Raw genomic sequence first — 18,104 nt, 5'->3', positions numbered from 1 at the left:
AAGGCCCGCGCATGACACATTCGGACGAGCTGAACACCCAGCCCGCGGTGAGGCGTGCCCAGTCCTCGGGCGCCAGCCCGATCGCTTCCGCCAACACTGTCGCTGCGGCCGAGGCCACCCACAACCAATCGCGCGCCGAGCTTGTCAGAGCGCTCGAGGCGATGGAGCTGGCCGGGTTTCTCACGGCTGAGCCCGCTGTAACCACGACCGAAGCCGCCGACACGGCGGCCGTGACCGCGCCGACTGGGGAGTCGCGATGACCCAGACCAGCACACCTAGAGCATGGACCGAATCCCCCCACTCACGCTGCCAGTTCTACCGGAGTATGTGCTCGCTGCCGACCGTGGTCGATCCGGCAACGGGACGGATCACGATGCGGGCTGGGTTTGTCGGGGCGGTGATGATGCCGACCGAGCTCGGTCAGCGGGTCAAGACCAGTCTCGATCTTCGCGGTGTCGCGCCGTTGTCGATCGTCGGTCACCCGCGCGCGGAAATGTGGACATTTCTTGTCAGGTCCGATATTCGGCCGATCGGTGACCCCGACGAGGTGGCTCGCTTGTGGAAGGCGCGTGTGGTGGTGATCCGCGATGGCGACATCGCGTTGCCCTCTCCGGTGGTGGACCCGCTGGTGGTTCGCACGTGGGTGTCTCCGGCCACCAGCGCTTTTCGCCCCTCGGGGGCGGTGGTGATCGGGTGCGCGTTATCGATCTTGAGGCAGACCCCCCGATGAATAACGGCGGCCGGTCACCTCGTCCTGACGAACCAGATATTCGCCTTTCGGTCGAATTGGCCGGTGTGCGCGTGTATTTCGCCGCGTGCCTGACGGCCGCGCTGGTGTTCGTCTGTGATGTGGCCGCCCGCCGCCCCGGCACTGTCGCCGTCTATCTCGGCCACTGTGCCGGATTGCCCCGCCTCCCTAACGAGCGCCTTTTCCTACAGCCCTGACCCCCGCACAGCACACCTTCCGACCACCCGAATGACCTTGGCGCGACGGCCTGGTGAGACCAGACGCAGCTCACCCAGGTTTTGTCTCGCGCCGAGGCGGCCCCGGAGTCGATTCCCGCGACTACCGGGGCCACCCGACCTCCGAGATCCACCGAAGGAACCGAGAACGCCATGTATGCACAGTTCGACACGACAAACGTCTCCTCCACTGCGCGCTCACACCGCCCCCGATGGATAGCGGCTGGGGTGCTGGCCGGGTTCGCAGCACTGGCAGTGGTAGCCAAGCCCTCGTTGGTGCCTTGGACGATGAGTTCGCGGATGAATTCGGCCAGGGCGGCGAAGACGTGGAACACCAGACGCCCGCCCGGGGTGGTGGTGTCGATCGCTTCGTGCAGCGACCGGAACCCGATGTCGCGCTTGCGCATACTCAGCGCGCGTACCGCTTACGCATGGAACGATGCCGGAATGAACATGTCGGACAAGCTGCGTGCTCAACAGGTTGCTGCACAAGCCGCTCAGCGCACCCAAGAGGAGTCCAACCGGTTAGCGTTCGACACCTACTGCCAACACCTAGACACTCTCGTGCCGGAGGTTGTGGCCTCATGCAAAGCGCTTGGTCTGCCGCGAAGACGACGTCAGTTCATCCACTCTGTCTGGGTTCTGCGAAGCGCGTCTTCGTTGTACATCGGAGTGCGCTCGAACCGCACCTGGTATTGGTGCAGCACGGTATCCGGGCAAAAACCGCTTCGACGTGCGGACGTACTGCTGCGAAGTTGGCGCAATGCCAACATTTTCACGGAGGCTGACGTCAGAGCCCACCTGGAAAAGGAGATTCTCAAGCTAAGCGCGAGAACTTGATGGCACGACGAGGTTCGATGACAGAGGCGTAGGTGAAGCCTTGACAAACCCGGCCGCTGGATACGGGTCTCTCGCATGGATGGCTGACGTTGTCAATGCGCCATACCGCACTGCCGCATGCGTTTCCCATCACAGCAGCGCACCGTAATGTGTGGGGCCATCCCCCACGTGAGACCGGAACCGGAATGTTGGACGCATGCGGCCCGGTCTCCACGCGAGGGTGTTTCACCTCCCCGCGAACAAGGAGACAGACCGTGAATGTACACGCCCATACCGAAAACCGGCAGAGCGTCGATAGAGAATCAAGGCGAGCCGGTGTCACCGATGTGGTGGCGTTGGTAGCGATTCTCACCACCACTGTCGCCCTGGTGGTCATTGTCGGACCAGCGGCAGGGGTGGTGCTGGGCGCCGCTGGTGGATTTGTGGCAGTGACCCTCAAAATCTTCTTGTCCCGCAGGTAGCAACCTCGACGGAGTTGGTCGGCGTAGCACTTCGGCTGCGCCGACCGATGACCGGTTGCGAAGAGCGGTAAGGGATTACGCTTTGTCTCGTGGGCATGGCAGACGAGGTTCGGCGGCAGCAGCAGCAATGGGATGCCGAAACGCTTAGCAAGGAAAGCGAACGTCGAAAACGCGTCGCGGCGTACACCGAAGTGCTGAACCGCAACATCCGGGAGTTCGCGCGGGCTGCCAAAGAGCTCGGTATCGAACAGGAAGGACGCAAGGACACACTGTTCAACAGCTACGTCCGCTTCTGGCGGGTCAACCTGTCCTTCTCACCGGGAGGAAGGTACGACCCCGGATTCGGTTACGCGAATATCGGTGTGCGTGCCGATGGCTCGTGGATCTTCTTGAGAACCAGTCTCGGCGGCTATGAGGAGCACCCGGCGCCGATCGTCAGCGGCCGCACACCAACGAACGATGAGATACGAGCTGCACTTCAAGGGTGGCTCTCCAGAAACGCCCCGAGGGGCTAGTCCTGGAGGGCCCCGTCGTTTACCGGCTCGATCCCGTTTGACCTCAGCAAATGCTCACTCGCCGAGGGCTTCGCCGGTCCGGCCGTGACCTATGCCGAGTCGAGGCTCGCCTGCTCGGTGGCGGCAAGTTCGGGGACGTACTTGTAGATCGTCGAGCGCGAGACGCCGAGCAGTCGGGCGACCGAAGAGACGGTTTCCTCGGGCCGGGTCAAGATCGCGCGGGCCTGGCGGATCTGTTCCTCGGTCATCGCCGGTGGACGTCCGAGACGCTGGCCGCGGGCGCGGGCGGCGGCCAGACCTTCGTTGGTGCCCTGCACGATGAGTTCGCGGATGAACTCGGCCAGGGCGGCGAAGACGTGGAACACCAGACGCCCGCCGGGGGTGGTGGTGTCGATCGCTTCGTGCAGCGACCGGAACCCGATGTCGCGCTTGCGGAGTCCGGCGACGATCGCGATCAGATCTTGCAGGGAGCGGCCGAGGCGATCCAGTGACGGCACGACGAGGGTGTCGCCGACGCGCATGTACTCCAGGCACTTCCACAGCTCGGCGCGCTCGGTGTCCTTGCCCGACTTCTTGTCGGTGAAGATCTTCTGGCACCCGGCCGCGGCGAGCGCGGCGAGCTGACGGTCGAGCAGCTGGCCGGCGGTCGAGACCCGGCCGTACCCGACGAGCGCTCCCCCGCCGCCGATCGGATCGAGCGCATCCCCATCGAGGACAAGCGGTTCCGGGAGATCGAGGGCGTTCGACTTGGTGGCCATGCCCGGAACTGTACGAGAAAGGGCTGACACGGATTGTTGAACACTCCGACTTTGCAACACGTTTTCTCGACACCGCATCGGCAGACCCGTCCTGGCTGTGATGTCAATGTTCGGAGTCGCGTTCAGCGTTGCTCGAAGTGCTGTTCAGCCGTGCTCGTTTTCGCGCAGGCGCTAGGCACCCGTCACTGGCTGGTGCGGGCGCGAGCGGGGCCGTATCCGCTGCGTTTTGCGGAACGGCACCTCCAGGTCGAACCGACGTCGGTACCCGTGGTCGTAGTTCCAGCTACTTAGACAACGGCTCCGTCTTCGAGGTACACCGTCGAGTGTCGTTGGTGCGCGGTCACTGCGGCGGCGACGCGACGGGCCATCACCGGAACCAACCTCGATGTGGTTTCGGCTTGGTCGCACCACCGCCAGCTCCGGATCTCCTCGGCCTGCACAGTGATCGCCGAGGTCTGCTCCACACTCAGCGAACCGCCGTCGTAGATCAGCATCAAGCCGTCGTCGGGATACAACCCGGGCGGGACCCAGTCGACCACCAACAACCGTCCGGGCGAGACATGAAGTCCGAGTTCCTCGGCCACCTCCCGGCAGGCAGCGGCGCGGGGTGATTCGCCGGTCTCGACCACTCCACCGGGTATCTCCCAGTGCTGCTTGTAGGTGGGTTCGACCAGCAACACCCGATCCTGCTCGTCGACGAACAACATCCCTGCGCCCATCCGCTTACGCGGCAACGCCGCAATCGCCTCCGCTTGCTCAGTCTCCGCCACACCGGCCACCCTATCGACACGCGAAAACCGAACGAGAGCAACCACTTCCGGTCTCACTGGCCGTGGTGCCGGCCCGCTCAACCGGATCCTCGCCGAATTCCTCTCTCCCGCCCCCGAAGCCAGCCGAAATCGCCTTGATGCGAATGGATCGGCGCCGCAGAATACGCGGGTGATCGTCTTCGACGGCGTCGCACAACGCGACGAATGGCCCGATCTCCCGGTATCGGTACGGGAGCAAGTTGCCGCTGGCCTTGGTGCACCGGTGGTGTCGGCGCTCAACCAGCGCGGCGGGTTCAGCCACGGAATGGCCGCGGTTCTGGTGCTGGCCGACGGTCGGCGGGCGTTCGCCAAGGCGATCCGCGTCGATGACGGACTCGCTGGCCCATACCGCACAGAAGCCGCTGCTGCGCGGGGGCTCTCAGCCCAAGTCCCGACACCTGCCGTGCTGTTCACCGTCGAACAATCAGGATGGTTCGTCGTCGTATTCGAGTTCGTCGCGGGCCACCACCCACACCTGGACCGGCCCGAGGAACTGGCCTCCGTGTTGGAACTGCTGGATCGGATGGCGCAAGCACTGACACCGAGCCCGAGACCAGCAACGCCCAACGTGGCCGAAATGTATGGGCCCGAGTTGCGGCGCTGGACCAGCTTCGCCGAGCTGGGGGCACCGCAGGACCTGGACCCGTGGGCTCTACGAAATCTGGATGCGCTGGCGGCGTTGGAAGGCCGGTGGGTCGAGTGGGCCGACGGGGAGACGTTGTTACATACCGATCTCCGCCCTGACAACCTGCTGGTGACCGTCGACGGATCGGTGACGGTGGTGGACTGGGCGTGGCCCTGCTGTGGCGCGGCGTGGGTGGACCTTGGGTTTCTGGCTCCCTGGATCGCGGCAGCAGGGATCGATCCAGACCCGATTCTTGCCGCGCACCCGGTAACACGGGATACCGATCCGGTCGCGATCGATTCGCTGCTGTGCGCCCTGGCCGGCTACTGGAGCGCGCAATCCTGCCTACCGGCGCCGCCACGATCACCAAACCTGCGGGCGTTTCAAGGCCGAGCGGCTCGAACAACGTTGTTGTGGATGACCTCACGATTGAACTGGCCGTGACAGCAAGCCCGCCCAAGGCCGCATCCTGGCCGCCTACGGCGGGGTGTTCGTCGGCGGATCCCTGCTGTGGCATGGTCTTGGACGGTTTCCGGCCCGATCGCTGCGACGTGATCGGCGCGGCGAACCTGTCTGGTCGGGGTCACGATCATCATGTGCGCGTCCGCACCGCCTGAGATACCACCCCGCGCGGGCGGGTTCAGCTCAGGTGGCCGAAGCGGCCGGGTCGTAGCGTCACGACCGGCAGGCTAGCCGGGCCCGCCGACAGCATCGCGTGCCGCGGTCTGCTGGTCGTGATCGCGCAGCAGCCGCAGGACGGTGGCCGGTGAGGGGTGCTGGCCCTTCTTCTTGCCTTTGGTGATGACCAGCCGCGCAGCGATGTCGCGCAGGCTGTGGTTCTTTTCGCGCAGGTGTAGCGCCATCGAGAGCATGGCTTCGTCGGCCACGGCGGCGCCGCCGATGGATTTGCCGCGGGCCCGGGCGGATTCGTGGCCTTCGAGGGTGCGGTCGCGGATGTACTCGCGTTCCATTCCCGAAAGGGCGGCCAGCACGGTGAATACCACCCCGGACGGGTCGTGGGAGCCCTGTAGTTCGCCGGTGAGGAATTCCAGTCCGATGTCGGCTGCCTTGAGTTGTTCGGCCAGGGCGGCGAGTTCGATGCCGCGGCCGAGGCGTTTGTGTTCGTGCACGACCAGAGTGACCGCGGCGCCGGAGGCGCGGATCTCGCGCGCCAGGGCGACGGCGCGGTCGAGTTCGGGGCGGGTCTGGGCGCGGGTGGAGATCTTTTCGGAGTAGATCCGGCCGATGCCGGCGGCGCGCAGGGAGTCGAGCTGGGTGTCGAGGGACTGGCGCACGGTGGAGGCGCGAGCGTAGCCGATGCGTACGTGCGCGCTCGAATCGGCGGCGGCCGCGGGCGGGCGGGGCAGTTCGGTCCACACCGATCCGGGCTTGCGCAGCGCCGGGGTCGTCACGGTGAGGGTCTTGGCGAGCGAGGGCACGAGGCGGAAGCGTGCGGTGTGATAGCCGATGGCGACTTTGCCCTTACCGGTCCGGCACGGCGATCCGGCCGGGGCGGCGCAACTCGACATCGGGCAGTCGTGGGCCTCCACGCGGAGAAAATCGTTGCCACTCACCCGCACAGTGTTTCATAGGTGCGTTTCAATGTGTTGGATATTTGCAACAACCTATGAAACATAGAACGTGCTGGATATCGACTGAGCCCACCGCTGTTTCATAGGTGATCACCTATGAAACACCCGATGCTGAGCCTTGCCGAACCGGACGCGGCGGCGACCCGACTGGCGCCCCCGTCGTAGTGTTGAGCGGGGGTGATGGTCTGGCGCGCAAAAGAACTCAGATTCTGCACGTGGACAGGGAGCGTTCAGGCCCATCCGCTACTGCCGTGTTAGCGTCGGGCACGTGGGGACAACAACGCAGCGAACTGACTCCGGCGGCGCGGCCGCATACGACCCGATCGCCAAGGCCTACGCCGAGGAGAACGCGACGAGCCTCCTCAACGAGTACTACAACCGGCCCGCGATCCGGAACCTGCTCGGCGACGTGACGGGTAAGCATGTGCTGGACGCCGGGTGCGGCTCGGGTCCCACGCTCGTCGACCTCATCGAAGGCGGAGCGACTGCGGTCGGAATCGACGGCAGCCAAGCCCTGATCGACATCGCCACAGACAGAGTCGGGGGCGCCGCAGAGCTACACGTCGGGGACCTGGCTGCCCCTCTTCCCTTCGGCGACAGCACCTTCGACGACGTTGTCTGTTCCCTCGCGCTGCACTACCTCGAAGACTGGCGCTCCCCGCTGGCGGAGATGCGCCGCGTGCTCAAGCCCGGAGGCCGCCTAATCCTCTCGGTGGAGCACCCGCTGGTCATGTGGTTCACGCAACTTCAGGCCGGCGAGACCACCAACTACTTCGCCACGCGCCAACGCAAGGTGACCGATATGGCCGGGCAGACCGCAGACCTCACATTCTGGGATCGGTCCTTGTCAACCATGTTCCAGACATTCTCCGACAGCGGATTCCGTATCACCCGCCTCGAGGAACCGGCACCTGCCCCGGAAGCGGTGGAGCGGTTCCCCGAGTTCTTCCAGGACCGCGAGGACCCCAGGTTCCTGGCCTTCCTGTTCCTGGTGTTGGAGGCCTAACTCCTACGCTGCGACAAGCCAGTTATGGGCAATCAGCACGCCGCGCACCGCTTCTACGATCGTCTCATCCAGCCCGGCACTTCTTTCCCGGACAGCACACGCGCCGTGGCGGATTGCTCAACGATCCAGCCGAGCGCGCAGTTGTGCCAGATCGTCGGGAGTGAACAGACTCGCCGCCAGGTCATCTGTTGCGTGCCGCGGCGGTTCGTCAGTGAATTCGGTGAGCTGGCGCGCGACCTCACAGGGGTCGTGTCCATACAGGACCAGCAGCGCCTCGGTTTCGGCGCGGGTCCGCACGAACTCCGGCGGCATGCCGGTGTCGCGGATCAGGATGTCGCGTTCGCGGTCGAGGTTGGCCGGGTTCGGGTCGGTGCGCACGAGGAAAGCCAGCACCCGGCGGGCGGTGTCAGGGTCGGTGCGCACCGTGCGGGCGAGCTCGTCGAACAGCGCGCTGTAATCGGTGCGGCGGTCCAGGCCGCGAGGATCGAGGATCCGGGCGGCCGAGCCGTCGTGTGCGCGGCGAGGGTCGTCGCCGGGGTAGACCGGTTCGACGCCCGGAAGGGACAGGGCCGGCGCGAGGGTGCCGCGCGGCCGAAGGTGGCGCCCGGCGGCGAGGTCCATCGCGACGGCGGCCGCGGTGAGCAGGTCCTCCTGACGCGGCCAGGGCAGTTTTTCATAGGGCGTCCAGATGCGGAGCCCGGCGCGTGGGGTCAGCCCGGCGGTCTGCCACATCTGGGTGAGGGTGCGGGCCGACCCCACGCTCAGGCCGGATGTGGGCAGGCTCAGTTCATCGAGCAGGGTGCGCAGCAGCCGAAACCACACCGCGGCGTGCACCCGGCGGCCGGGCAACTCGACCTTACCGGTGGTCAGGGCTTGGTGGGTGTAGTTCTCCAGGGTGGCAACAGGTTCGGCGATCGGGGTACCGGCGACATCGGCTCCGGCGAGCTCGGCGGTGAGCAACTCGGCGCGGTAGAGCAACCGGCGCCGGTGGATGGTGCAGCCGATGGTCAGCGGCAGCGACCACACCCAGCACCGTTGCGGTTGCGGGCCTGCCGTGCACAGCGGGCACGACCGATCCAGCGGTGTTTCCGGAATCCACGGCCCGCGCCACACCCGCCACCGGGCCACCTTGTACCGACGGGCTTCTCCCTGGGGCCAGCATCACAGAGTCCTGGCGCACGTAGCTGTAGAAGGTGTCTTCGCCCTCGCGGGCGGGCATCGGGAAGCTGTCGAACAGCCACGGCACCCACCCGGGAAGTGTCATCGCCTTCAACCTCGCGACCGGGACCGCAGTGGCCCCGGCCAGCGCTGCCAGCAGCTCCGGTGGTACGTCCTCGTCGAGTCGGTCCGGGATATCGCTGAGCACATTGAGATTCGGGCCGACCAGCTCGCCCACCGGCATCCTGTACAACTCGGCGATGCGCGCCACCCACGACGACAACGACTCCAGCTCGCCCGGCGGCGGGTGCACCGGCCAGCGCGTCGGCGCGCTCATGTGAGTTCGCGTTCGAAGCTTCGCCGGCGTTCGGTCGGGCCCGCGTATCCGGCCAGCAGCAGAGTGCGCTGGTTGATCGCCTCCTCACCGGTCTCGATCGCCACGATTGCGGCGTTGGCGAGCAGCGTCGACAGTTCCCCGATCGTGCCCTCGCAGCGGGTCAGCAGGTAGCTGACCATCTCGTGGTCGGAGATCGCCGAGTGGCGCCGCAGCGGCAACGCCGCGGCGAAGCTGGCCAACAACGCGGCGGCTTCGTCACCGATCTCCCAGCGCGGCAGCGCCAGCGGGGCGAACCGGTTCTCGAGCTGGTCGTCGGAGCGGATCGCCAGGTAGGCGTCACGGATCCCGACCCCGACCAACGGAATGCGCAGGGTGTTGCCCAGAAACCGCAGCAGGTTGAGGAATTCGCGCTGGCTGTTGGCGCGCCCGCCGAGGATGTTGTGCAGTTCGTCGATCACCAGCATCCGCACGCCACACGCTCGGCACAACCGCACCACCAGCTCCTCGACATCGGCCAGACGCCGCGCACGGGTCCGCACCGGCGCCCCTAACGCCGCCAGCAACGCCACGTAGAAGCGCAGCACACTGGGCTCCGAGGGCATCTGCACCGCCAGGACCGGGATCTCCTCGCGGTCGGTGTGCGAGATCGGCGGGTGGTCGCGGCGGAACTTCTCGATGATCATCGACTTGCCGTTGTTGGTCGGCCCGATCAACAGCAGGTTCGGCATGCGCTGCTTGGACGGCATCGTCAGCAGTACCTCGAGCTGGGCCAGGGCCTCGGTGGCGCGGGTGTAGCCGATCCAACGATCCGCACGCACATAGCGCACTCGTTCAGCGGCCGGAAGCAGCGCGATCCGGTGCGCCAAGGGATGCAGGTGCGACAGGTCGACCGGTTCGCCGATCACCATTGCTCGATCACCTCGAACGGCGCGACCGGCGCCGGTACGACGGCTACGTGTGGGGTCGGTGGCGGTTCCGGTCGGGCGGGTCGGCGGGCCCGGACCTCGGTGTGGCGGGCGGTGGTTCGCCGTGCCTTGCGGCTGGCCGCGGCGGCGGTGTCGGTGATCTCCCGCATCTGCTCCACCATGGAGAACAGTGCGTTCTCGTCGATCTCGGCACGTCCCTGCTCGCGCAGGCGGGCCACCGCGGCGCTGTGTTCCCACACGCTGATCGCCGGGCGCGACCACGTCCGGTACGGGACCTCCAGGTACTCGCCGGTCTCGGGGTGCAGCGCCCAGATCCGGGAGATGTCGCGTGGATCGCGGCGCAGCACGAACCGGCCCAGCTGCTCGCGGCGGGCGATCAACGGGCGCAGCACATCGGCGTAGTACTGCACGTGGTCGACGGTGAACCCGCTGCGCGACAGGCTCCGCCGGATGACGGGCAGGAAGTCGACGAGGAACGCGGTCTCATTGGTCACCGTCGCCGGTGCGCCCCCGGCGCCGGCACGCTCGGCCCACACCCCGGCAGGAGTCCGCCCGCCCAGACCTTCGTGCGGTCGGCCGTGGTAGCAGGCCACGGCCAGGGCCATCCACCGCTGCAACTCGCCCAGGGTGAGAACAGCTTTCGCGTCGCTGTCGTAGCCACCACGGTCGGCGGTGTTGGAGAAGGTGGTGCCGGGTAGCTCGTGCACCATCGTCATCATGTTGCCGATCAGCCGCTCGATCACCCCGCCAAAGTGAGGCTGGCCCGGCGGCCGGTAGTCCACGCCGATCCCGTGCTGCTCACAGCCGCGGCGCAGGGCCTCGCTCTTGAACTCCGCGGCGTTGTCCACATACAGGCGGACCGGCTTGCCGCTCATCGGCCACGCCGCGTCGACCTCCAGCCGTTCCAGCCACGGGCGTTTGTCGATCGCCATATGCGCCAAGCACAACCCGACCGAGGTCGCCGACGGCGCGTCGAGGGTGATCACCAGGCCCGGCACGCACCGGGTGGCCTCGTCGATCGCCGCGGTCACATACGGGTGCCCGATCGGCAGCCGGTGAAAGTCGTCGACCACGATCACATCCGCTGGGGTGTGGTCGATCTGGACCCGCTCCAGCAGCCCGTCGACCGCCGAGGTGGACCCGCCGGCGGCCCGTCGCGCGCGGGCCGCGTCGGCGCCCTGGCGGGAAGTGGTGGCCTTGAGCGGGTCCAGGCGGGGATTCGGCGCGTGACCGCCGACCGAGACGGCGGCTTGAGTCCGGCGATCCGGCATTCGCGGGTGATCTCGCGACAGATCACGGTCACCGACCGTTTCTGTCTGGTCAGGTAGCGGGTTCGCAGGATCTTGCGGATGATCTGTTCGACCTCCTCGGGCAGCCGGGCACCACCACGACCGCCGGATGAGCGGCGCGGCAACAAGTCCGACGCCACCCCGTCGCCTGCACGCCAGCGCCGGACCAGCGCATAGACCTGGCGTTGAGTGATCCCGAGCTGATCGGCGGCCTGGTCGGCGGCTTCGACGCTCACCCGGTCCGATTGAGCGAGCGGGCCGATGACCCTCGCGCGGGCCACCGCGACCTGCCACCGCGCTTCGTCAGCGGTCAGAACACCGCGCTCGGGCAACGCTGAATTCCCGGTCATCCCGCAACCCCCGTGCTGAAGACGAGTACGAGCTGAATGCACGGTACTGCCGACGAGTACGGGACACGCCGATGATCGCTAGACCTCGTCAACCGCAACAGAATCCACAGGTCAGCGCTGAACAGGACTCCGACAATCGACAGTGGGGCCGTCCTGGCGCTTCCGGTTCCGGCGCCCGGTGTCGGTAAAACGATCGTTTTTTCGACACTGCGGTCGTCGCCGAGCTGCATCCGACCGGACCGTCTGCACCCCCCTTGTCAAGCGCTCTCAAAGCTTCCAATTAAAATCATCATGATTTAAGCTGGTAGAGACGATTTCAAGGTTTTTAATCGACATGGAGCGAAAGAAGTGGTTAAATCATCTGCGGGCGATGCGATCGTCCAGCAAGTTGGTTTGAACGATGCGGGGTTTAAGTCGTGGGGAATAATAGGGGCATCTACGGTCCGAGTGTGGACATAGATGAAGGCCGTCGGTTCAATGGTCGGCGTCGCGTATTCGTAGCACCTTATTCTGAGGTGATCTCTATCGATAAGGTGCGTGACGAGGTAGTGCGTTTCGCGCTGATGCGTGGCGGTGGTGGGTAATTCAACACCCGGGTGAGGGTGTTTCTTCTGGTCTATGATCAGGCTCGCTCGCTTTCTGGCGCCAAAAGCGAGATCAGCCTGATTTGTTTGCCTGTCCTCCGGGATTTCTGCTTGTATTCCCGGGGCATGTGGCCAGATGCTGGAAACTGTTCTCTGATGTGCGTGACATCTATTTGTGATGTCACGAGTTGTTTCATGTACTGATGCTGTCGAAGGGGAAAGACTGTGGGTCACGGACTCGAATTCATTGATGATGTTTTGGCTGTGGAGGGTGAGGGTGAATCTCGTGTAGGCCCTGTTGAGGGTGTCTCGGACGCGTTGTTTGCGGATTTGGATTACACAATTTCTCGTATGTGGGAAAACTCCCGAAAGGGAAAACTCTGGACGCATGTTGAAGCGCATGGTTTCAACCGTGAGCTTTACCGATTGCTGATGGTTCAGATCTATCACTACACCAGCCACAATGCGACCAATCAGGCTGTGGCCGCTTTCCGTGCTACGCCTGCGCAGTTGAGCCTGCTGAAGTTCGTTCTCGAGCATGCACGCGAGGAGCTCGGGCACGAACGTATGGTGCTGCACGACCTGCGGGCCGTCGGTCTTCTCGAGAAGGGCCAGACTGTTGACGACAGTCCACTGCCGGCCACTGACGCGTTGATCGGCTACCTGTACGGGGTTGCGTTGCGTGAGGGGCCGATCGCCCGACTCGGATACTCCTACTGGGCAGAAGCGGTCTACGAGCACATCGCACCGCTCATGGCGGTGGCACGAGAATCGCTGGGACTCACCGACCGTGACATGTCCTTTTTCGTCGCGCACGCCGAGATCGACACCAAACACGCAGATGAGGTGCGCGAAGCTATCCGGAAGTCCGTCCACACCCCCGAGCAAGCCGAGGGTGTGCTGCGGGTTGCGTCGACCACTTTGTCGCTGACGCATCTGCTGATGGACCAAGCCTTCGAGGCGTGGGAGGCGACTGCGGCAGTCCCCGCATGACCCGCCAGGCAGTGCTCGAACGCGCAGTACGGATGACACCATGTTCGGGTGCGAACCTAGCTATCGCGGCAGATTTCCGTGATCGCGTATTCCGCAGCAGGAGCAGTCTGCAGTTCGACCGAGCACTAGAGGACCGCATCGATCGGTCAGCGGTCCTGGTCGGAATTCTGACGGTTGGCGAAGACCTGGTCGCTACCGCGCGATCGACGAGGTTTCCGGATATCGAGTCCGTGTTGGACGGGCAGCGATTCGAGCGATTCGGTGCAGATTCCCACGTTGGGCGACTAGCGGCTTCACCAGGTGTAGCAAGCGCACGATACGCACTTGCGATGCTCAGCCTGGGCGCTCTGTGGGTCAGCGAATCGACCGGCTATCGTCGATACATATCGTATGCGCACGAGAAATTGGTGCCGCTCTACGTAGCAGTCGGAGCCTCGGATACCGGTGAGACAGTCTCCGTTCCAGGTCGTTCGGCAACCTACCACGTCGTGGTCGGTGACTACCGTAATGCGGCACAGATCGGGTGCGGGTTACTCGGTATGTCACGAGCGGAATCGTACGAGGCAATCGGTACACCTCGTCGCTCATACGCCGTCTGAGTATCGAATCGCACAGCAGTAGACGATGAGCGCGTGGATGCTGATCGTCAGACCTCCACACGGGTGTGGTCTGCCTCGAGGGCGCAACCTCGGGCAGGCCACACCCGGAGTAGAAAGATAAAAGAAAAATGACGAAACCGCGTATCTTCATTTACGGGTATCACGGATGGAAGAACATAGGTGCCGAGGCGCGCCTGGTGTCGATGATCGAGAACATCAAAGCACGTGTTCCCGACGCTCACATCACCGCATCGACATCCCATCCGAAGAATCTCGATTATCTCACCATCGCCGACGAGCGAGCGTATGTGAATCCGGCCCTTCACAAGCGGCGGGCAGCGAAACTTATCGCTGATTCGGACTTGATGATCCTTGCCGAGGGCAACATGCTGACCGACGAGTTCAGCCCCCTGATGGTAGAAATATTTACCCATGCCATGGAGGAAGCTGCCCGTCAAAAAGTCCTGGCGGTGGGTCTTGCTCTGGACTCGGGAACCCTCGCACCCCAACGACATGCGCGAGTCGCCTCCGCGTTGGACGGGCTTGATCTCCTCACTGTTCGGATCGATGGGGCTGCAGCGGCGCTGAAGCAACTCGGTGTGACCCGCCCGATCGAGGTGACAGCCGACTGCGCGCTGTCGATGAGCCCACCCACCCCCGAGTTGTGCGAGGCCATGGCAGCACGGTTCGGATTCGGCTCGGCTCGCGTTCATGCCGTAGCACCTGTCGATTTCCATATGTGGCCGGCCAAGATCTCGCTCATAGGTCGACGTGAGGAGTATCTGCGCTGGCCGATCAAGGCCACCTGGGCAGACGGAGGTCGCGAGAAGACTGCTCAGCTGCTCTCCGACTGGGCCCGCTACGTTCGGTATCTCCTCGCTGACAGGGAAACCGTCGTTCCCCTGGTAGTGATGGATCCCGCCGATCGACGCATCGTCGAGCAGTTGCGAAGCGAACTCGCCGTTCCCGAGCGCACCCCGATCGTCGACGGAGCGGATCTGACCCCACATCAGATGTCGGCGACGATGTTCTGGTTCGACACCGTCACAACCTCCCGCTATCACGCTCTGGTGCTGCCCCTCGCGCACTCGGTGCCGTTCATCGCCCTCGGGCACGACACGAGGACACGGTTCATCGCCGACCAGTTCGGGGCGTCTGATGCGTTCATTCGCTACGACGACCCACAGCGGGTCGAGAAGATGATCGCCGCACACAAGACGGTCCTCAGCGATATCGAACAGCGGCGAACCCTGATCTCCGAAGGGGTGCGGGAACTGCGCCAGGCTGATCAGCGCAACTACGATCTCGTCGCCGAGATGCTCTCGTGAGTACGGAACCCGACATCGCAGACCAACTCCCTCCGCTACCCGCTCCGGAGAATGACGGTGCAGCGTCCAGAATCCCTCGAGGGGCACTCCCCCCGGTCAGCCTGATCGCGACAACCGGCGAGGCAGTCGGAATCGATCAGCTCGGGTCGGGCCGCACCATCATCTACGTCTATCCGCTGACTGGACGCGATGACATCGTTCTTCCCGAGGGGTGGCGCACTATCCCGGGGGCTGCTGGATGCACCGCCCAAGCTTGTTCGTTCCGTGACCGCCACCAGGAACTGCTCGCGCACGGAATCACCCGCGTGTTCGGGCTTTCCAGCCAAACCACGGACTACCAACGCGAGGCCGTGCAGCGGCTGCACCTGCCGTTCTCGATGCTGGCGGATCCAGATCTACTCCTGGCCGAGTCCCTCAACCTCCCAACCTTCGAGGTTGAGCAAAAGCGCCTCTACCGCAGGCTGACGCTGGTGATCACAAACGGCCGGATCGATCACATCTTCTACCCGGTCTTCCCTCCAGCCGAGCACGCCGACCAAGTCCTGTCCTGGGCTGCGGAAAACCCGCCCATCCGAAGTGATGCGAGAGCTGACGAACAGCCGTCGCGGAGCACCTCGACGCACAACGATTGATCCGGAGCACCCGATGACCTCGACTACTGCTCGCCGAGCTCTGTCTGCCTCGGTCGAAGTAGACGCTGATCCCCTCGCTGTGTGGGACGCGATATCCAATCTCCGCCGTATGCGGCAGTGGAGCCCGCAGTGCAGGATCATGCTTCCTCTCGGTCGGCTGAAGGCCGGGACCCGCACCCTCAACATCAACCGAAAGGGCCGCACGTTCTGGCCGACCACTTCAACGATTCTTGTGGTCGAGGTCGGATCGCGGCTGACCTTCCGTACTGACAGCAACCGGGCCGTGTGGACCTACCAACTCGACCGATCACCCACCGGAACTGTTGTTACCTTGCGTCGAGATGCCAGTAGCCACACCCCGAGGGCCTCGGTATGGCTGGTCAACAATGTCCTGGGAGGTATCGAGGAATTCGACGAAACCGTTCGCGGCGGCATGAACGAGACCGTGCGACGGATCAAGCAATCCATCGAGGCTCAGGCGCGCCCCACACAGCTCGGGGACCGAACGTGAACCAACTAGCTCGGCTGCGCTATCGCCGACGGTTCCTTGCCGCCGCGCTGGCGGTGGCCGGCCTGACCTTCGTCGTCACACCTGCTCACGCCGACGACCAGCCCTTGCCAGGCACTGTGGTCACGACGAGTCCACTGGCAGAAGACCTGCAATTGAACGGCTCCGAACGCGGGCTGCGCCTCACCTATTGGACCCAAGACTCGACCGGCCGAGAAGCTCAATCCAGTGGTGCGGTCTTCACACCGCGGGGAGCGGCGCCGCCACACGGATGGCCGGTTGTCTCTTGGTTGCATGGCACGGTCGGCCTCGGAGACGAGTGCGCGCCTTCGACCGCTGGCCCAACTGATAGAGATCGCGACTTCACGTACCTGAACGCCTGGTTGAACCACGGATACGCCGTTGTAGCCACCGACTACATCGGCTTGGGGACGCCAGGGGTCCACGCCTTCCTCGACGGCGCAGCCGAAGCACACGCCGCGATCGATATCGTGCGCGCAGCTCGGACCATCGACAGTTCCCTGTCAACAAGTTGGCTCGCGGTAGGCCAGTCACAGGGAGGTGGTGGTGCATTGTGGACCGCCACGATGGCAACCGAATACGCTCCAGAGCTCGACTACCGCGGTGTAATCGCAACTGCGCCCGCCGCGCAAGTCGTCTCGCTGTTGGCTGCCGCGGGACCGTCGGTACCGAATCTGGGCATGCCCAACCTGACCGTCTACACCGCCTACGCGATGCGTGGACTCAAACAAGCCCGACCAGATTGGGATCTGGACAGTTACCTGACCCCGCTTGGACGCAGGCTCGTCGATGATGCCGAGACACTGTGTTTCCGAGCAATGGCTGAGCGGGTAGAAGGAATCGGGGTCGGAGAGCTTCTGACGCGTTCGCTCAGCGAGGGAGATTTCGCCGAAAGCGCGCACGAAGTGTTCGACGCGCCGATGGCTCCATACGATCGACCGGTCTTCATCGGGCAGGGCGCTATCGACAAGACTGTTCCCCTACCTCTAACGTTGGCCTTCATAGCCCAGCTCCGAGCCAATGGGACGTTTCCTGCACTTCGTGTCTATCCGGGCAGTGACCACGGTGGCACAGTCGTGGCTGCCACGATCGATGCGATCCAGTTCGCAGAAGCGGTCACCAGATAGCAGCACTGGCGTGCTGGACTCCGGCCTGGCCATCACCGGGCCCGCCGTCGTGGACTACCTTGTCACGAACTGACTTCGCTGTCGTGCTTCGCGCACGGGCCGCGGCCGCCGGTCGGGATCGCGCACCGCTGCCCGGTGGTCTTGACCGCGCCGCACTGCAGGTCGGTCGCGTGCACGTGGCAGCGGTTGCGGCCGGCGAGCGGCTCGATGCTGCACGGCCGTCCGGACTTCGTCGGCGCCGTGCAGCGGGTGCTGGTCTGGTCGATGACGTCGATCCGGGTGGCGATGCGCCGGTTGGTTTGGGTGGCGACGGCGCGGTTGTGCCGCGCTTGTTCCTGGCGGCCGCGTTCGGCGTCGTCGAGATCGGCTGGGCTCATCCCGGCGTACGGTTCTTCGCCGGTGCGCCAGCATGTCGCGGCGTAAGCGGCGATCCCGTCGCGGCTTTGCGCGTGTAGCCAGACGATCTTGCCGAGCCCACGGAACGCCAGATCGTAGGGCTGTTGATCCGGCTCCCGAGCGGCGTAGTGCTCGATGTATTCCACGGCGGCGCGAGCCAGCTCCGCCCGCTCGGGGATGCTCGGTTTACGACGGGCCATGGGCCGGTACCGTACTGGCCCGCAGCAGGAACCACACCTCGAACCGTCAATTGGAATCCCTCGAAAAAGTCGAGGTGAAGGCATATT

At 64.7% G+C, this 18,104-nt stretch carries 18 protein-coding genes and 2 pseudogenes; 11 read left to right on the top strand and 9 right to left on the bottom strand.

Annotated features, from left to right (window positions below; translation table 11 throughout):
• Nucleotides 1-11: 11 nt before the first annotated feature.
• Nucleotides 12-260 carry a hypothetical protein gene (locus ACFQ9R_RS28815; protein WP_378994899.1) on the top strand — a complete coding sequence of 83 codons (249 nt, stop codon included), beginning with the start codon at nt 12-14 and terminating at the stop codon, nt 258-260.
• On the top strand, nt 257-730 hold the full coding sequence (locus ACFQ9R_RS28810; protein ID WP_378994897.1) for a DNA-directed RNA polymerase subunit beta: 474 nt from the start codon (nt 257-259) through the stop codon (nt 728-730). The genes ACFQ9R_RS28815 and ACFQ9R_RS28810 overlap by 4 nt, the downstream gene beginning before the upstream one ends.
• A gap of 151 nt (nt 731-881) precedes the next feature.
• On the opposite strand, the gene ACFQ9R_RS28805 is transcribed toward ACFQ9R_RS28810, so the two are convergent.
• A complete protein-coding gene (locus tag ACFQ9R_RS28805) occupies nt 882-1,370 on the bottom strand; it encodes a recombinase family protein (RefSeq protein WP_378994895.1) in 489 nt (162 codons plus the stop codon).
• A 687-nt stretch (nt 1,371-2,057) separates the two neighbouring features.
• Here ACFQ9R_RS28805 and ACFQ9R_RS28800 point away from each other — a divergent pair.
• Together ACFQ9R_RS28800 and ACFQ9R_RS28795 are read left to right on the top strand one after the other, a co-directional pair.
• Nucleotides 2,058-2,264 (top strand): hypothetical protein, encoded by a 207-nt coding sequence (locus ACFQ9R_RS28800; RefSeq protein WP_378994893.1) that lies wholly within the window; start codon nt 2,058-2,060, stop codon nt 2,262-2,264.
• An 89-nt stretch (nt 2,265-2,353) separates the two neighbouring features.
• Nucleotides 2,354-2,779 (top strand): hypothetical protein, encoded by a 426-nt coding sequence (locus tag ACFQ9R_RS28795; protein WP_378994891.1) that lies wholly within the window; start codon nt 2,354-2,356, stop codon nt 2,777-2,779.
• A gap of 89 nt (nt 2,780-2,868) precedes the next feature.
• On the opposite strand, the gene ACFQ9R_RS28790 is transcribed toward ACFQ9R_RS28795, so the two are convergent.
• Together ACFQ9R_RS28790 and ACFQ9R_RS28785 are read right to left on the bottom strand one after the other, a co-directional pair.
• Nucleotides 2,869-3,537, bottom strand: coding sequence for a recombinase family protein (locus ACFQ9R_RS28790; protein ID WP_378994888.1), 669 nt, complete (start codon nt 3,535-3,537; stop codon nt 2,869-2,871).
• 287 nt (nt 3,538-3,824) lie between these two features.
• Nucleotides 3,825-4,307 (bottom strand): NUDIX domain-containing protein, encoded by a 483-nt coding sequence (locus tag ACFQ9R_RS28785; protein ID WP_378994886.1) that lies wholly within the window; start codon nt 4,305-4,307, stop codon nt 3,825-3,827.
• 169 nt (nt 4,308-4,476) lie between these two features.
• Here ACFQ9R_RS28785 and ACFQ9R_RS28780 point away from each other — a divergent pair, with 169 nt between their 5' ends.
• Nucleotides 4,477-5,415: a phosphotransferase enzyme family protein gene (locus ACFQ9R_RS28780; protein WP_378994884.1), complete on the top strand. Its 939-nt coding sequence runs from the start codon at nt 4,477-4,479 to the stop codon at nt 5,413-5,415.
• Between the two features lie 245 nt (nt 5,416-5,660).
• Here the strand turns inward: ACFQ9R_RS28780 and ACFQ9R_RS28775 are convergent, their stop codons facing one another.
• Entirely contained in the window at nt 5,661-6,545 is an 885-nt protein-coding gene (locus tag ACFQ9R_RS28775; protein WP_378994881.1) for a recombinase family protein, read from the bottom strand.
• A 286-nt stretch (nt 6,546-6,831) separates the two neighbouring features.
• Between ACFQ9R_RS28775 and ACFQ9R_RS28770 the strand changes: the two genes are divergently transcribed.
• The gene (locus ACFQ9R_RS28770; RefSeq protein ID WP_378994879.1) at nt 6,832-7,569 is read left to right on the top strand and encodes a class I SAM-dependent methyltransferase; all 738 of its coding nucleotides are present in this window, start codon (nt 6,832-6,834) and stop codon (nt 7,567-7,569) included.
• Nucleotides 7,570-7,686: 117 nt separating this feature from the next.
• Here ACFQ9R_RS28770 and ACFQ9R_RS28765 read toward each other — a convergent pair whose 3' ends face one another.
• The 4 genes and pseudogenes from ACFQ9R_RS28765 to ACFQ9R_RS28750 all read right to left on the bottom strand — a co-directional run bounded on the left by ACFQ9R_RS28765 (nt 7,687) and on the right by ACFQ9R_RS28750 (nt 11,629).
• A complete protein-coding gene (locus ACFQ9R_RS28765; protein WP_378994996.1) occupies nt 7,687-8,682 on the bottom strand; it encodes a hypothetical protein in 996 nt (331 codons plus the stop codon).
• A gap of 148 nt (nt 8,683-8,830) precedes the next feature.
• A pseudogene (locus tag ACFQ9R_RS28760) lies at nt 8,831-9,064 on the bottom strand (TniQ family protein); the annotation flags it as partial.
• Entirely contained in the window at nt 9,061-9,972 is a 912-nt protein-coding gene (locus ACFQ9R_RS28755) for a TniB family NTP-binding protein (protein ID WP_378994877.1), read from the bottom strand. The gene ACFQ9R_RS28755 and the pseudogene ACFQ9R_RS28760, both read right to left, overlap by 4 nt.
• Nucleotides 9,966-11,629, bottom strand: a pseudogene (locus ACFQ9R_RS28750) (Mu transposase C-terminal domain-containing protein). Before ACFQ9R_RS28750 ends, ACFQ9R_RS28755 begins: the two are co-directional and overlap by 7 nt.
• A gap of 809 nt (nt 11,630-12,438) precedes the next feature.
• Here ACFQ9R_RS28750 and ACFQ9R_RS28745 point away from each other — a divergent pair.
• The 5 genes from ACFQ9R_RS28745 (at nt 12,439) to ACFQ9R_RS28725 (ending at nt 17,421) form a co-directional block, all read left to right on the top strand.
• Nucleotides 12,439-13,206 (top strand): iron-containing redox enzyme family protein, encoded by a 768-nt coding sequence (locus ACFQ9R_RS28745; RefSeq protein ID WP_378994875.1) that lies wholly within the window; start codon nt 12,439-12,441, stop codon nt 13,204-13,206.
• A gap of 727 nt (nt 13,207-13,933) precedes the next feature.
• Complete coding sequence (locus ACFQ9R_RS28740; RefSeq protein ID WP_378994873.1) at nt 13,934-15,133, top strand: polysaccharide pyruvyl transferase family protein; 1,200 nt, start codon at nt 13,934-13,936, stop codon at nt 15,131-15,133.
• Entirely contained in the window at nt 15,130-15,765 is a 636-nt protein-coding gene (locus ACFQ9R_RS28735; RefSeq protein WP_378994871.1) for a peroxiredoxin, read from the top strand. Before ACFQ9R_RS28740 ends, ACFQ9R_RS28735 begins: the two co-directional genes overlap by 4 nt.
• The gene (locus ACFQ9R_RS28730; protein WP_378994869.1) at nt 15,713-16,276 is read left to right on the top strand and encodes an SRPBCC family protein; all 564 of its coding nucleotides are present in this window, start codon (nt 15,713-15,715) and stop codon (nt 16,274-16,276) included. The genes ACFQ9R_RS28735 and ACFQ9R_RS28730 overlap by 53 nt, the downstream gene beginning before the upstream one ends.
• Nucleotides 16,273-17,421 carry a lipase family protein gene (locus ACFQ9R_RS28725; RefSeq protein ID WP_378994867.1) on the top strand — a complete coding sequence of 383 codons (1,149 nt, stop codon included), beginning with the start codon at nt 16,273-16,275 and terminating at the stop codon, nt 17,419-17,421. The genes ACFQ9R_RS28730 and ACFQ9R_RS28725 overlap by 4 nt, the downstream gene beginning before the upstream one ends.
• A gap of 62 nt (nt 17,422-17,483) precedes the next feature.
• Here ACFQ9R_RS28725 and ACFQ9R_RS28720 read toward each other — a convergent pair whose 3' ends face one another.
• Nucleotides 17,484-18,017 carry a hypothetical protein gene (locus ACFQ9R_RS28720; RefSeq protein ID WP_378994865.1) on the bottom strand — a complete coding sequence of 178 codons (534 nt, stop codon included), beginning with the start codon at nt 18,015-18,017 and terminating at the stop codon, nt 17,484-17,486.
• Between the last annotated feature and the right edge of the window lie 87 nt (nt 18,018-18,104).

Origin of the sequence: Nocardia sp. NPDC056541 (assembly GCF_042794235.1) — a bacterium.
Lineage (GTDB): Bacteria > Actinomycetota > Actinomycetes > Mycobacteriales > Mycobacteriaceae > Nocardia.
This window is presented reverse-complemented; position numbering and strand designations above follow the sequence as displayed.

What these genes read in the sequence shown, in the direction of transcription:
- ACFQ9R_RS28740 (WP_378994873.1), top strand. Translation starts at nt 13,934, where the DNA reads ATGACGAAACCGCGTATCTTCATTTACGGGTATCACGGATGGAAGAAC.
- ACFQ9R_RS28815 (WP_378994899.1), top strand. Translation starts at nt 12, where the DNA reads ATGACACATTCGGACGAGCTGAACACCCAGCCCGCGGTGAGGCGTGCC.
- ACFQ9R_RS28755 (WP_378994877.1), bottom strand. Translation starts at nt 9,972, where the DNA reads ATGGTGATCGGCGAACCGGTCGACCTGTCGCACCTGCATCCCTTGGCG.
- ACFQ9R_RS28810 (WP_378994897.1), top strand. Translation starts at nt 257, where the DNA reads ATGACCCAGACCAGCACACCTAGAGCATGGACCGAATCCCCCCACTCA.
- ACFQ9R_RS28730 (WP_378994869.1), top strand. Translation starts at nt 15,713, where the DNA reads ATGCGAGAGCTGACGAACAGCCGTCGCGGAGCACCTCGACGCACAACG.
- ACFQ9R_RS28720 (WP_378994865.1), bottom strand. Translation starts at nt 18,017, where the DNA reads ATGGCCCGTCGTAAACCGAGCATCCCCGAGCGGGCGGAGCTGGCTCGC.
- ACFQ9R_RS28805 (WP_378994895.1), bottom strand. Translation starts at nt 1,370, where the DNA reads ATGCGCAAGCGCGACATCGGGTTCCGGTCGCTGCACGAAGCGATCGAC.
- ACFQ9R_RS28790 (WP_378994888.1), bottom strand. Translation starts at nt 3,537, where the DNA reads ATGGCCACCAAGTCGAACGCCCTCGATCTCCCGGAACCGCTTGTCCTC.